Genomic DNA, 14,030 nt, shown 5'->3' with positions numbered 1-14,030 from the left:
TTTAATTAAGCGGCTTGGTTAGAGTGCTGATCATGCTGCTCAGTAACATCAACTTGTGCTGCTTCAGGCGTTAATTTACGTAATAAGTAATCAGTAATATGTTGGCGACTGATAGTTGCCACTACGTGTCCATTTTCTACTACTGGATAAATAGAAGGGCGTTTTGCTGCCGCTTTATTAAGACGTTGGTTATAGTCTAGGTACTGACTTGATAGTAATACTCCTGAGTCACTCACTGGGTAAAGTACACTTTTATCTACCGTCATAAATTCAATTAATTCAGCGATACTTTGCTCTGGAGTGACACTAAGTACTTCTGTTTGCATCACATTATTCACTGTTAATTCAGTATCTAATTCAAAATCATTTGCCCACCATGAACGTAGTAAATCTTGCTCAGATACAAAACCAACTAGTTTTTTGTTGTCATCAACCACAACGGCACCACGTACTTTATGTGTTGATAATTGTAATAAAGCGGATGTTGCACTTTGTTGCGCTGTTAATGTAACGGCTTGTGTGTCCATAAGTTGTGCAACGGTTAATTGAGTTAGTGGTGAGTTCATCATGGTTGGAGCTCCTTGTGATGGTAAATAAATAGTGGCAGCGGGTGCCGTATAAGTGTCTAATTGCTGATTTGATTTTGTTGCTGTATTTGTGTCGTTTGAAGGTTGTGCGGCTGAGTCATAGATTAACCAATAACCTAAACCAACCATTATTCCGCCACCGACAATGTTGCCAAGTGTCACAGGAATAAGGTTATGCATTACAAAGTGGCTAACGGTTAAATCAGCGAAAGTATTTGCGCTATAACCTAGTGATAATAGGTATTCTGGTGAAACTGTGTTTTGTAAAACAATACCCAAAGGCACCATGAATAAGTTAGCGATACTATGTTCAAAGCCACTACTAACAAACATTGCTACTGGTAAAATGAGAAGCATTGATTTAGTTAACATATCTTTACTGCTGAATGTCATCCAGATGCCTAAACAAACTAATAGATTACATAACACGCCTAAAGAGAAAGCTTCTAACCAAGTATGGTGAATTTTGTGTTGTGCAAGTTTAAGCACGCTGATCCCCCATTCACCGCCATCTAATAGGTACATCTTCCCACCTACTACGAGTAACAAAATCAACATAGCACCGACAAAGTTACCTAGGTAAACGCGTGTCCAACACCCTAATAATTGTTTTGTATTAAGCTTTCCTTGAGCCCAAGCGACGCTGCTTAATACTGTACTTGTGAATAATTCAGCACCACAAACAACCACTAAGATAAGGCCAAGACTAAAGGCGATACCGCCAGCTAATCGAGTCAATCCCCAAGAAGAACCATCTGACCCAGTGGTGACAGTAACGTAGAAAACAAAGGCAATGGCTATAAAGATCCCTGCAAAAACAGATAATCCAAATGAATGGCGTATGCTTTTGTTTATTTTATGTAATCCATACTGGCTTACCTCTGCTAGAGGATGCGCCGATGGCATTTGTTTTATCGTATTTTCATTTATACTTTGAGTGGTATGGTTCATATTCAGTCACCAAGCCTCCTGATGTTTGTTTAACTAAAAGTGTGTTAATAAAAAATAATTTTATTTTTGTTTTTAATGATGCGCTGTTGTTGCGCCTTAAAAACAATACGACTATTAATTCAAGAAGAATATTTGATAGTTTTTATCCTGGTTATCAATATGATTGATGCTTGGTGGGGCGAAGTAGAAAATTTAGGCAAAAAAAAGCAAACCCGAAGGTTTGCTGTAAATGTGCTTTAGTGATTAATTAAGAAAAACTATTCGCTTTCTTCTGTATACAGTTTAGGAATGATTTTAACTAATTTAACCATGTTATTTTCGACTTCCATTATTTCCATTGGGTAACCACAAATACGTGTACTAACCACTGATGTTGGAATTGTTTCAAGATGCTCTAGAATTAAGCCATTTAAAGTACGTGGCCCATCCGTCGGTAAGGTCCAATTCATTTCTTTATTTAAGTCACGAATACCAATGCCGCCCTCTATGATATAACTATCATCATTTTGCTTATGAATTTCTTCTGAGGTATGTGGTTCTCTACTGGTAGTGAAGTCACCAACAATTTCTTCCAAGATATCAGCGAGTGTCACTAGTCCTTGAATATCACCGTATTCGTCAACTACCAAGCCCATGCGTTGTTTGTTTTGTTGGAACTTAACTAGCTGTGTATTGAGTGGCGTACCTTCAGGAATAAAGTAAAGCTCACGTGCACTTCTTAATAGGGTTGTTTTAGTAAATTCTTCTTTTAATAGGATAAGTAATGAATCACGGGCATGTAAAAAACCAATCGCTTCATCAATAGTATCTCGATATAACAAGGTCATTGTGTGAGTGCGATGTTTAAGTTGTTTTAAAATCGTATCCCAATCTTGGTTGATATCAATCGCTGCTATTTCGTTACGAGGTACCATTATTTCATCAACGGTTACTTGTTCTAATTCTAAAATACTGAGCAACATTTGTTGATGATGCTCAGGGATCATAGTACCAGCTTCATTTACTACCGAGCGTAACTCTTCACTGGATAGTGCATCATCATTTTGTTGATTAACACTGATACCAAATATTCTTAATAAACAACTAGAAATACCGTTAATAAACCAGACAAAAGGGCTTAATATTTTTTGTAGTGGTATTAATATAAATGAGCTTGGGAAAGCAATTTTTTCTGGGTATAACACGGCAAGCGTTTTAGGCGTAACCTCTGCGAATACTAAAATCACGAAAGTAAGTGCTCCAGTTGCAATTGCAATACCTGCGTCACCGAATAGTCGCTGTCCTATAATCGTGGCGATAGCAGAAGCTAATATATTAACTAGATTGTTACCAATTAATATTAACCCAATGAGTTTATCTGGCTTGTTGAGTAGTTTTTCTACGCGTATTGCTGCTCTATTTTTATCTTTTGCTAGGTGGCGCAAACGATAACGGTTCAAAGTCATCATGCTGGTTTCTGAGCTAGAAAAATAAGCTGAGATAAAGATCAAAATAACTAAACTAATAAATAGTGCACTTGTGGGGATGTCGGACAAAATTTCTCTCGATAATTGCTTATGGCAAAGTTAAATATGATGGACTCGATTTTAACTAAGAAAGTCACATATAACAAAGTAGATTTATAAAAAACACTATAAATACAGCATTTAGATTAGATTATGTGAGCTGTTTTTATATTCAAGCATTAGTTAACTCACAAAATATAACACCATTAACACCTTGTTAACGATTGTTTTTTATACAATTAAGCGTTTTTTTAGGCTTATTCTTATATTTTATTGATGACTCGCTATTGCAATTGATATGCTCCTGCCATCTTTTTCTCCTAATTGGCTCTATTTATCAAAACTTTACTCTTTATATCGCTATTTATTACGTCTTTATTCTGCGTTGCAGAAAATACAAGTTTGCAGTCATTTTCAAGCGCTAAAAAGAAGCTTGAAAGAGAGATTTATCTTGTTGAGCAAGAGCGCCTCACTTTGTATTGCAAAGCTGCCTTTGATGATAATAAGAATATTACTCCACCACTTGGCTTTGAAAGTCCTAAGCATAAGAAAAGATCAACGCGTGTAGAGTGGGAGCATGTGGTGCCAGCGGAAAACTTTGGGCGAAATTTTAATGAATGGCGTGCAGGCCATGAGCAATGTGTAAATAGCAAAGGCAAGGCTTATAAAGGGCGTCGTTGCGCTGAAAAAATAAACCTAGAATACAGATATATGCAGGCTGATATGTACAACATTTATCCTGCTATTGGCTCTGTTAATGCAGGTCGTAGTAATTATAATTTTGTTATGCTCGGAAATATGGAAAATAGTTTTGGAAGTTGTGAGTTTAAAATTGCCAATAAAAAAGCTGAGCCACCTGAGCCTAGTCGAGGAATGATTGCACGAGCTTATTTATATATGGATAGTACTTATGCAAATTACAGTATGAGCCGGCAGCAGCGACAACTTATGAATGCGTGGCATAACAGCCATCCTGTAGAGCCGTGGGAGTGTGAGCGGACTGAGCGAATTAAAGCAATACAGGGCAACGAGAATAAAGTCGTACAAGAAAGCTGCCAAGCCGCAGGGTTTTAGCTACGGCTTTTATAATTAGAGGAATATTTAGCTTATGATTATCTAAGTAATATTATTTCTCTAACAAAGCGGCTACCAAAATACGCAAGCGTTAAAAATGACGAGCCAATAATGGTAATGTAAATCACTAAACGGCCACGCCAACCTTGCTTATAGTGTCCCCATAATAAAGTGGCGTATATTATCCAAGCGACAATTGATAACACGGCTTTATGTGCATTCTCTGCTGCAAACATATCTTCTAAAAAGACAAAACCAGTTACTAAGGTGCAAGTTAATAGCACAAAGCCTATCAATATGAATTGAAAAAGACTTTTTTCTAGCGTCATGAGTGGCGGAATATTAAGCGCATTAACTAATGACTTATGCTGTTTCAAACGATAATTCACATAGGCGAGTAGTAAAGCAAATAAGCTTGCAATAGACATGATCGCATAGGCGAGTAAAGCAAATATAATATGTGAGCCCACTGCAGGGTTATTTTCTAGATTGGTAATGTAATGGCTTGGTAAATAAACCACTGCAATAAAATTGAGTATATTAAAGCCATAAACAATAGGTAATAAAATGCCTGTATTAAGCTTTTTACTTATAATTAAAGAAAGTAGGGCAATCAAAAAGCTAACTAAGGTCACCACATTGAGAATAGGAAGGTCTTGTCCTTCAACTAAGAATATATGTTGGTATAACCAAGTTGCATGCGTTAATAATGCTATGATTGATATCACTATGATTTGATAGTTTAATTTTTTTTGTGTTGAAAATAGTTGACGACTCGCAAGCAATCCACTCAATAAATAAAATATAACGCTAATAACGGCTAAATAATCCATAAAAATTAGTATCCACGTTCATAAAAGGCTTTTTAATGATAAACATTATAAGCTTTATTGGACGGATGAGAAGTTAATACTATTTTGAAAAAGCATAAATGCGTATAATGCACAAAATCCTAATTAATTAACGCTATGAGACTTAAGCATGTTTGAGAATTTAACGGACAGATTGTCGAAGTCACTGAAGAATATCAGTGGTAAAGGTCGATTAACAGAAGACAACATTAAAGGCACATTACGCGAAGTGCGTATGGCGCTATTAGAAGCTGATGTAGCGCTACCCGTTGTTCGCGACTTTATTAAAGCGATCAAGAAGCGTGCAATCGGGCGTGAAGTTGCAAAAAGTTTAAACCCAGGTCAAGCCTTCATTAAAGTAGTGCAAAATGAACTTGAATTGGCAATGGGTGAAGTAAATGAAAATTTAAATTTAGCAACGCAACCGCCAGCTGTTTTATTAATGGCGGGTTTACAAGGTGCGGGTAAAACCACCTCTGTTGCTAAGCTTGCCTTACTATTAAAAAATAAAGAGAAAAAATCAGTCTTGGTTGTGAGTGCGGATGTCTACCGTCCTGCCGCGATCAAACAGCTAGAAACGTTAGCCGGTGAAGTTGATGTTGAATTCTTTCCAAGTGATATTAGTCAAAAACCAGTTGATATTGCTAATGCTGCGATTGCACATGCTAAAAAGAAATTTATTGATGTAGTGATTGTCGATACAGCGGGTCGTTTACACGTTGATGGCGAAATGATGGAGGAAATTAAAGACCTCCACAGCGCGATTAATCCAGTAGAAACGCTGTTTGTGGTTGATGCCATGACCGGTCAAGATGCTGCTAATACGGCGCAAGCATTTAACGAAACCTTGCCATTAACCGGTGTTATCTTAACCAAAGCAGATGGTGATGCGCGTGGTGGTGCTGCTCTTTCTATTCGTCATATCACCGGTAAACCAATTAAGTTTATCGGTATGGGTGAAAAAATTGATGCACTAGAGCCTTTTTATCCTGACCGTTTAGCTTCTCGTATTTTAGGTATGGGTGATGTTCTTTCATTAATTGAAGAACTTGAAAATAAAGTTGATAAAGATAAAGCGGCTAAATTAGCTAAAAAAGTACAAAAAGGTAAAGGTTTCGATCTTGAAGATTTCCGCGATCAGCTAGTACAAATGAAAAGTATGGGCGGCATGATGGGGATGATGGATAAATTACCTGGTATGTCTAACATTCCTGATGCAATGAAAGATCAAGTGAATGATAAAGCAACTAATCAAATGGAAGCAATTATTAACTCGATGACCAAAAAAGAGCGTGCAAAACCCGAAATAATTAAAGGTGGGCGTAAGCGCCGTATTGCAGCAGGTTCAGGTACTCAGATTCAAGATGTGAATAAATTGCTTAAGCAATTTACGCAAATGCAGAAAATGATGAAAAAAATGTCTGGTAAAGGCGGCATGCGTAAAATGATGGGTGGAATGCAAGGCATGATGGGCGGCATGGGCGGAGGAATGCCTGGAATGGGAGGTGCTATGCCTCCTGGTCTAGGTGGTTTCCGCAAAAAATAATTAAGTTTCTGTCACTTAGAATGCTTTCTGAAAGCGCTAACGGATACTGTTCGTTAGCGCTTTTTAGCTTCTGTAATGATGAAAAAATGCAAATTGTGATTTTGATTGTTCTTTTTTTAAATAAGAGTATAATTTTGCGGCTTTCTACAGAAGCAGGTGGTCAGAATTCACTGACTTTCGACGTTTAATAATATATAGAGGACGATATGGTAACTATTCGTTTAGCTCGTGGTGGCGCTAAAAAACGCCCATTCTACCAAGTGGTAGTAACTGATAGCCGTAGCCCACGTGACGGTCGTTTCCTTGAAAAAGTTGGTTTCTTTAACCCAACTGCACAAGGTCAATCAGAAAAATTACGTTTAGATACAGATCGCATCAACCATTGGGTTGGTCTTGGCGCACAGCTAAGTGATCGTGTAGCTAAATTAGTAAAAGATAATGCAGTAGCTGCTTAATAGCAGTTAGGTGAAGGGGATATTCGGTGAGCGATAAAGCACAACCAATAGAGATAGGCAAATTTGGTGCGGTATATGGCATCAAAGGTTGGTTAAAAGTCCACTCCTACACCGATGATCCGGAAAGTATTTTTGAATACAAACCATTGTTAATGAAATCTAATGGGGCACTTCAAACAGTAAATATTACTGAATGGAAACGTCACAATAAAGGTTATGTTGCAAAAGTAGACGGTTATGATGTTCGTGAAGAAGTACAAGCTTTAGTCGGCTTAGAACTTCTTGTTGATCCATCTAACCTTCCTGAATTGGAAGCAGACTACTATTGGCGCGATTTGATCGGGTGTCAGGTTAATACTGACAAAGGTTATCATCTTGGTGTAATTACTGATTTGATGGAAACAGGCTCAAAAGATGTGCTTGTTGTAAAAGCTAACTCGAACGATGCTTTTGGACAAAAAGAGCGGTTAATACCGTTCATTGAAGAGCAAGTAGTATCGAAAGTTGATATTGCAGGCAAACTAATTACAGTTAATTGGGAACCTGATTTCTAATTACCCTAGGAGAAAAGTTATGTGGTTAGGGGTTATTAGCCTCTTCCCGGACATGTTTCGGGCCATTAGCGAAAATGGGGTAACAGGTCGAGCGATTAAAAATAACTTGCTCTCTATCCAATGTTGGAATCCTCGTGATTTTACATTAGATAAACATAGAACGGTCGATGATCGTCCCTATGGTGGTGGGCCTGGGATGTTGATGATGGTGCAACCTTTACGGGATGCTATCAACGCAGCAAAACAGAGCGCAAGAGATGCAGGACACGAGGCAAAGGTGATTTACCTTTCTCCTCAAGGCCGACGTTTAGACCATGATGGCGCACAGTCATTATCAAGCTCACAAGCTTTGATATTAGTCGCTGGACGTTATGAAGGGATAGACGAACGTATAATCGAAAGCTTAATAGACGAAGAATGGTCTGTAGGTGATTATGTGTTAAGTGGTGGCGAGCTGCCGGCGATGATACTAATGGATGCTGTGGTACGTTTTGTACCGGGTGTGTTAGGTCATAGTCAATCAGCTGAGCAAGATTCCTTTTCGGATGGTTTGCTTGATTGTCCTCACTATACGAGACCTGAGGTGTTAGATGGAAAGCAAGTGCCAAGTGTTTTATTGAGTGGTGATCATGAGAAAATTCGTCAATGGCGATTAACTCAATCATTACAGCGCACGAAACAAAGAAGACCCGATTTATTAAAAAACCTAGCTCTGACTGACGAGCAAGCAAAATTGCTTGCTGCTCTGGAAAGTGACTCCGACTAGACAGCGATGTTATTAGTTAACTAGGCATAAAAAGGTATTAAAATGAGCAAGATTATAGAAGCAATTGAAAACGAACAACTTCGTACTGATATCCCTGAGTTCTCTCAAGGTGATACAGTTGTTGTACGTGTTCGCGTAAAAGAAGGTGAAAAAGAGCGTCTTCAAGCATTTGAAGGTGTTGTTATTGCTAAGCGTAACCGTGGTTTACATTCAGCATTCACAGTTCGTAAAATCTCGAGCGGTGAAGGTGTTGAGCGTGTATTCCAAACTCACAGCCCACTTGTAGGAAGCGTTGAAGTTAAACGTCGCGGTCTGGTTCGCCAAGCTAAACTTTACTACTTACGTGAACTTACTGGTAAAGCTGCTCGTATTAAAGAGAAGCTAGGTAAGTAATTTAATTTTTTAACTGATGCAAATCAGTTAGAAAAAGTAAGTTGCAAAATTGCTATATTAAAAAGGTCTGCTTATGCAGGCCTTTTTTTATGCTTATTGTAATTGAAATGATTAAAGGGTGATTTCATGCGTCAAAGGTTAATTAAATCGGCATTGTTTGTGATGGCTTGCTTGGCAATGATATTAGGAGCCTTAGGGATAATTCTTCCTTTATTACCTGCAACTCCCTTTTTTATACTCGCGCTATTTGGTTTTTCTCGGAGCTCTTCTCGTTTCAAGCATTGGCTATTAAGTCTGCCTGTTATTGGTCAGGATCTAACGTGTTGGCAAATGGATAAAAAAATAGATAAAAAGCGTAAACCTATTATTTATATAAGTATTATCATTAGCTTTTTAGTTTCAATTCTTTTGCTAATTGGCCTTGTATATTTACAACTCATGTTGATTGCTTTAATGCTTATTTTATTGTTTTTTATTAGAAAACTGCCTGAATATTAATGGGCAACCTATAGACTATTCTTTTCAAAAAAATATAAAAATATAGCACATTCAAAATGTGATCTTATTATGTCTGTGATAATCTTAGCGCTTAAATTGTTTAGAGAGAGATAAAATGAAAATAACCTTACCCGAGTATGAGCAAGCAAACGTATTAGTTGTAGGCGATGTCATGTTAGATAGGTATTGGCATGGTCCTGTAACACGTATCTCTCCCGAAGCGCCTGTACCTGTTGTTAATGTTAAAGAAATTGAAGAGCGTCCTGGTGGGGCTGCGAACGTTGCTTTAAATATTGCAGCACTAGGTGCTAATTCAAGTCTTGTTGGTTTAGTGGGCAATGATGAAGCTGCCCAAGCCATTACTGACAGTCTACATTCAGTGAATGTTGATACTAATTTTGTCACAGTGCCTAATGCGCCTACTATTACTAAATTGCGTGTTTTAAGCCGTCATCAGCAACTAATTCGTTTGGATTTTGAAGAATCGTTTTTCGATGTTGATAGTGATGGTTTATTGGCTAATATGAAAACTGCTTTAAAAAAAGCGAACGTTGTTATTTTATCGGATTACAACAAAGGCTCCTTAGCTGATGTGCAAACAATGATTCAGCTCGCCAAAAAGCATGGTGCAAAAGTGCTTGTTGATCCAAAAGGCACTGAATTTGAAAAATATCGCGGTGCGACTTTATTAACGCCTAACTTATCAGAATTTGAAGCCGTTGTTGGTCATTGTAAAAGTGATCAAGAATTATTTGAACGTGGTGCTCAACTTGTAAAAGATTTAGAACTAGAAGCATTACTGGTGACACGTAGCGAAAATGGTATGACGTTAATTCGAGAAAACGCTGAACCTTTCCACTTACCAACGCAGGCACAAGAAGTGTTTGATGTGACAGGCGCTGGCGACACAGTAATAGCTATTCTTGCCTCTTCTATTGCTGCTGGAAGCAGTTTCGAAGATGCTTGTGCACTAGCTAACGTTGGCGCAGGGGTGGTTGTTGGGAAGATTGGTACTTCTACTGTAAATACCGTTGAACTTTCAAATGCGGTTTATAGCCAACAAGAAATTGGTTTTGGTGTGCAAACCGAAGCACAGTTGAAGCTCGCTGTAAAATTGGCACAACATCGCGGCGAAAAAGTGGTGATGACCAATGGTTGCTTTGATATTCTTCATGCAGGGCACGTTTCATATCTGAATACAGCACGTGAGCAGGGCGATAGATTAATTGTTGCAGTAAATAGTGATCAATCTACACGGGATTTAAAAGGTGAAGGAAGACCTGTTAATCCAATTGACCGCCGTATGGCTGTATTGTCTGGTTTAGCTGCCGTTGATTGGGTTATTGAGTTCTCGGAAGAAACGCCTCAACGATTAATTTCTGAAATCTTACCTGATTTGTTAGTTAAAGGTGGAGATTATAAAGTGGAAGAAATTGCTGGTGGAAAAGAAGTCATTGAGAATGGTGGTGAAGTAAGAGTATTACAATTCAAAGATGGTTGTTCTACTACTGAGATTATTAAAACAATTCAAAACAATAAATGATTTTGTCTCGATATTGCGATAAAAAAAGGGAAGCATCTGCTTCCCTTTTTCGTATTTATACAAAAATAGTTTTAAATTATTTTTTAGAAACTTCAATCAGTCCAGATGAAATATCTGCGATATCCTGCTCAGACAAAGTGCCCGCTGAAAGTTTAAGTTGAAGTATATTGATAATATAATCATATCTTGCATTTGCTAATTCGTTTTCAGAATCATATAAATTACGTGTTGCATCTAATACATCAACGACGGTACGTGTACCCACTTCAAAACTTGCTTCAGCGGCATCAAGTGCACTACGAGAAGAAACCACTGCTTGTTTGTAAGCATTAATTGAGCTTATAGACGCTTGTACATTGTTATAGCCGTTATTGACTTGCGCATCAATACTACGGAAGCTTTGTTCTAAATCTTGGCTAGCCATCACATAATTATATTGTGCTTGTTTTACTTTAGAACTTGTTGCTCCACCACTATAAATAGGAACATTTAATTCAAGGCCTAAAGTTACTGCTGTTGCATCATATGAGCTTGAACTTGAATTATCGTAATCAAAATCGTCATAACCTAGATTTGCGGTGAAATCGAGGGTTGGACCATGGCCCGATTGCGCTAATTCGATATTTGATTTTGCTAATTCTTTAGCAATACGCATACTATGTAGATTTAAGTTATGCTCTAACGCATTGTTACGCCAGAACTTTACATCACCAGTTAATTTTTGTGGTGAAAACTTTTTAGTATCTAAATAAGCAACTTGTTTAACATCCCCGCCTGTTAATTCACGTAACAAGTAGTAGTTGTTAGCTAGTGTGTTTTCTGCGTTAATTAAATCAACAACCGTTCTATCGTACGCTGCTTGCGCTTCATGAACATCTGTAATTGCAATTAAGCCTACGTCAAAACGTTGTTTAGTTTGTTCTAATTGACGTTCAACAGCACGCTTATTTGCGGTAACTGATTTAACAGTTTCATCGGCACGTAATACATTAAAATAAGCAGAAGCGGTACGGAACAACAAGTTTTGTTGTGCATAACCGTAAATAGCTGCATATTGAGTCGCTTGTTTCTCTGAAATATCAGTCTGTTGCCAATATGAACCGTTATAAAGCGATTGACTTAGGGAAAGATCTGCACCGTAATTTGTATAAGTAGAAGTATCGGTATCGAGGTCTGAATCTTTTCTATTCAAGTCTAATCCAAATCCAATTTGAGGTAATAATGAAGCTCTTGATTCACTTATTTTTTCTGCAAATGCATCATATTGAGCCTTGCTCTTTAGGATTGTTGGATCTTTGAACTTAGCCGTTTCATAAACCTGTTGTAATGTATCTGCATTAACATTGATGCTAATTGCTGATAACCCTAATAGTGTTGCAATATAAAGGCGTTGTAAAATCATGTTTAAGCGATCCTATAAAAGTATTCATTGGTCATATTAGCGAGGCTAACATAAAATGTGAAAAGAGTATTATAAAAATATTAATCATAAAAAATAACTAATTTAATTTGATGAATATAATAAGTGGTTTGATAATACCATTCACACGCGGTAGTGATCATTAATATATTGAAAGTTTTAAGTTTATTACTGCCAATAAGCTTGATTAATGAGCAACAAACAATAAACCTTGGCATTAAGCAATCTTAGACAACTTAAGTTCAATAAAGTTTCAATCGTTAGCTAAAAAATAGGAAGTTCATTATGTATGATAAAAATGATGTCGAAGTTATTGGCTGTGAACCGCTGTATCAAGGTTTCTTTAAATGCAATAAATATACGTTAAAGCACAAACTATTTTCAGGAGAATGGAGCGCACCTATTCAGCGTGAATTTTTTGAAAGAGGCAAAGCTGCTGGTTTATTGGCTTATGACGTAGTTAAAGATAAGGTTATTTTGGTTGAGCAGTTTCGATTTGGTGCGATGCAAAGTGAAGGTTCACCTTGGTTGTTTGAATTAATCGCTGGAATAATTGAAGAAGGCGAAGATGCACAAGAAGTCGTTAAACGGGAAGCCTTTGAAGAAGCTGGTTTGGTAATAGAAAAGTGCCAGTTTATGATGAGTTATCTTGTTAGTCCTGGAGGTACTACGGAAACATTAGATCTCTTTGTGGCAAACGTAGATAGTACTGATGTTGAAGGTGTTTTTGGTCTCGATGAAGAAAGTGAAGACATTCGTGTGCATGTTGTTTCTCGTGTTGAAGCTTATGAATGGGTTAAAACGGGAAAAATTAATAATGCAGCAACAATTATTGGTTTGCAGTGGTTAGAATTGAACCGTAAAAATGGTCTGAATATTTAAAATTGTTGGTTAATTCGACATTTCCTTTGATTGAAATGAGGCACCCCCGACATTTTTAGTTATTTTATCATTGCCATTTTTTTGAGAATGATAAAATGATCCGCTTAAATAATGAAAACTACCTTAAGAGAGTAGTGTTTTCACATATAAGAGCGAAGCATATAAGAAATGAATGATGTAGTTCATACAAAAGCGTCAATAGCGGCAGATGTTAAGGGTGATTTAAAATTATTACAAATCACTGATACTCATCTTTTTGCTGACCGTGAAAAAAATCTATTAGGCATTAAAACTGTAGCTAGTTATGATGCAGTTGTTAAGCATGCCGAAAAATATTCTGGTAAATGTGCTGCGATTTTATCTACGGGTGATTTATCGCAAGATCACTCTGCGCAATCCTACCTGCATTTTAGTGAGCGTATTAAAAGTTTAAATATGCCTTGTTATTGGTTGCCAGGTAATCATGATATGCAATCAGTAATGTTGCCTTCACTTTTAAGCGAAGGTTTAGCGCAGACGAAACAAATAGTGAGTGATCATTGGCAAGTGATCTTATTAGATTCACAGCTAGAAGGTGTACCACATGGGCATCTTAGTGATGACCAACTAGTGTTTTTGGAAGAAAAACTACAGGAGTTTCCAGATAAATACACGTTAGTTGCAGTGCATCATCATATTTTGCCTGTTGGCGCAGCTTGGTTGGACCAACATATTTTAAAAAATAATGCACAATTTATAGCGTTAATTAGTCAATTTAAAAATGTTAAAGCGGTTTTATCTGGGCATGTTCATCAAGCTTTTGATGTAACCAAGCAGGGGGTACGTTATTTAACAAGTCCTTCAACTTGTGTTCAGTTTAAACCTAGAAATAATGATTTTGCCGTTGATAATAAAGAACCTGGTTATCGTTACCTAGTGTTAAAACAATCAGGGGAAATAGAAACTCAAGTAGAGCGTATTGACGCAGGTGAATTTATTACAGATGAGAATGCAACCGGATATTAA

The 14,030-nt window shown here is 37.3% G+C and carries 14 protein-coding genes; 10 read left to right on the top strand and 4 right to left on the bottom strand.

The features are described from left to right. Positions 1-5 precede the first annotated feature (5 nt). Both focA and E2R67_RS04825 read right to left on the bottom strand, forming a co-directional pair. Complete coding sequence (gene focA, locus E2R67_RS04830; protein ID WP_134289798.1) at positions 6-1,538, bottom strand: formate transporter FocA; 1,533 nt, start codon at positions 1,536-1,538, stop codon at positions 6-8. A gap of 257 nt (positions 1,539-1,795) precedes the next feature. After that, positions 1,796-3,073, bottom strand: a complete 1,278-nt coding sequence (locus E2R67_RS04825; RefSeq protein ID WP_134289797.1) for an HlyC/CorC family transporter — start codon at positions 3,071-3,073, stop codon at positions 1,796-1,798. 306 nt (positions 3,074-3,379) lie between these two features. Between E2R67_RS04825 and E2R67_RS04820 the strand changes: the two genes are divergently transcribed. Continuing rightward, complete coding sequence (locus E2R67_RS04820; RefSeq protein WP_134289818.1) at positions 3,380-4,117, top strand: endonuclease; 738 nt, start codon at positions 3,380-3,382, stop codon at positions 4,115-4,117. A gap of 38 nt (positions 4,118-4,155) precedes the next feature. On the opposite strand, the gene E2R67_RS04815 is transcribed toward E2R67_RS04820, so the two are convergent. Then, positions 4,156-4,950, bottom strand: coding sequence for a cytochrome C assembly family protein (locus tag E2R67_RS04815; RefSeq protein ID WP_134289796.1), 795 nt, complete (start codon positions 4,948-4,950; stop codon positions 4,156-4,158). A gap of 148 nt (positions 4,951-5,098) precedes the next feature. Between E2R67_RS04815 and ffh the strand changes: the two genes are divergently transcribed. The 7 genes from ffh to hldE all read left to right on the top strand — a co-directional run bounded on the left by ffh (position 5,099) and on the right by hldE (position 10,723). Then, positions 5,099-6,514 (top strand): signal recognition particle protein, encoded by a 1,416-nt coding sequence (gene ffh, locus E2R67_RS04810; RefSeq protein WP_134289795.1) that lies wholly within the window; start codon positions 5,099-5,101, stop codon positions 6,512-6,514. A gap of 206 nt (positions 6,515-6,720) precedes the next feature. After that, positions 6,721-6,969 (top strand): 30S ribosomal protein S16, encoded by a 249-nt coding sequence (rpsP, locus tag E2R67_RS04805; protein WP_028869134.1) that lies wholly within the window; start codon positions 6,721-6,723, stop codon positions 6,967-6,969. A gap of 26 nt (positions 6,970-6,995) precedes the next feature. Beyond that, positions 6,996-7,523 carry a ribosome maturation factor RimM gene (rimM, locus tag E2R67_RS04800; protein WP_134289794.1) on the top strand — a complete coding sequence of 176 codons (528 nt, stop codon included), beginning with the start codon at positions 6,996-6,998 and terminating at the stop codon, positions 7,521-7,523. Between the two features lie 19 nt (positions 7,524-7,542). Continuing rightward, positions 7,543-8,289 carry a tRNA (guanosine(37)-N1)-methyltransferase TrmD gene (gene trmD / locus E2R67_RS04795; RefSeq protein ID WP_134289793.1) on the top strand — a complete coding sequence of 249 codons (747 nt, stop codon included), beginning with the start codon at positions 7,543-7,545 and terminating at the stop codon, positions 8,287-8,289. Between the two features lie 42 nt (positions 8,290-8,331). After that, entirely contained in the window at positions 8,332-8,682 is a 351-nt protein-coding gene (gene rplS / locus E2R67_RS04790; RefSeq protein ID WP_113818297.1) for a 50S ribosomal protein L19, read from the top strand. A 126-nt stretch (positions 8,683-8,808) separates the two neighbouring features. Continuing rightward, entirely contained in the window at positions 8,809-9,180 is a 372-nt protein-coding gene (locus tag E2R67_RS04785; protein WP_134289792.1) for a YbaN family protein, read from the top strand. 115 nt (positions 9,181-9,295) lie between these two features. Beyond that, positions 9,296-10,723: a bifunctional D-glycero-beta-D-manno-heptose-7-phosphate kinase/D-glycero-beta-D-manno-heptose 1-phosphate adenylyltransferase HldE gene (hldE, locus tag E2R67_RS04780; protein WP_134289791.1), complete on the top strand. Its 1,428-nt coding sequence runs from the start codon at positions 9,296-9,298 to the stop codon at positions 10,721-10,723. 76 nt (positions 10,724-10,799) lie between these two features. Here the strand turns inward: hldE and tolC are convergent, their stop codons facing one another. Then, positions 10,800-12,125: an outer membrane channel protein TolC gene (gene tolC / locus E2R67_RS04775; RefSeq protein ID WP_134289790.1), complete on the bottom strand. Its 1,326-nt coding sequence runs from the start codon at positions 12,123-12,125 to the stop codon at positions 10,800-10,802. 303 nt (positions 12,126-12,428) lie between these two features. On the opposite strand from tolC, the gene nudF reads away from it, so the two are divergent. Further along, on the top strand, positions 12,429-13,025 hold the full coding sequence (gene nudF / locus E2R67_RS04770) for an ADP-ribose diphosphatase (RefSeq protein ID WP_134289789.1): 597 nt from the start codon (positions 12,429-12,431) through the stop codon (positions 13,023-13,025). Positions 13,026-13,193: 168 nt separating this feature from the next. Continuing rightward, on the top strand, positions 13,194-14,030 hold the full coding sequence (cpdA, locus tag E2R67_RS04765) for a 3',5'-cyclic-AMP phosphodiesterase (protein WP_134289788.1): 837 nt from the start codon (positions 13,194-13,196) through the stop codon (positions 14,028-14,030).

Origin of the sequence: Psychromonas algicola (genome assembly GCF_004378355.1) — a bacterium.
Taxonomy (GTDB): Bacteria; Pseudomonadota; Gammaproteobacteria; order Enterobacterales; family Psychromonadaceae; genus Psychromonas.
Note: the sequence above shows the minus strand (reverse complement) of the source record. Positions and strands in the feature narration are given on the sequence as shown.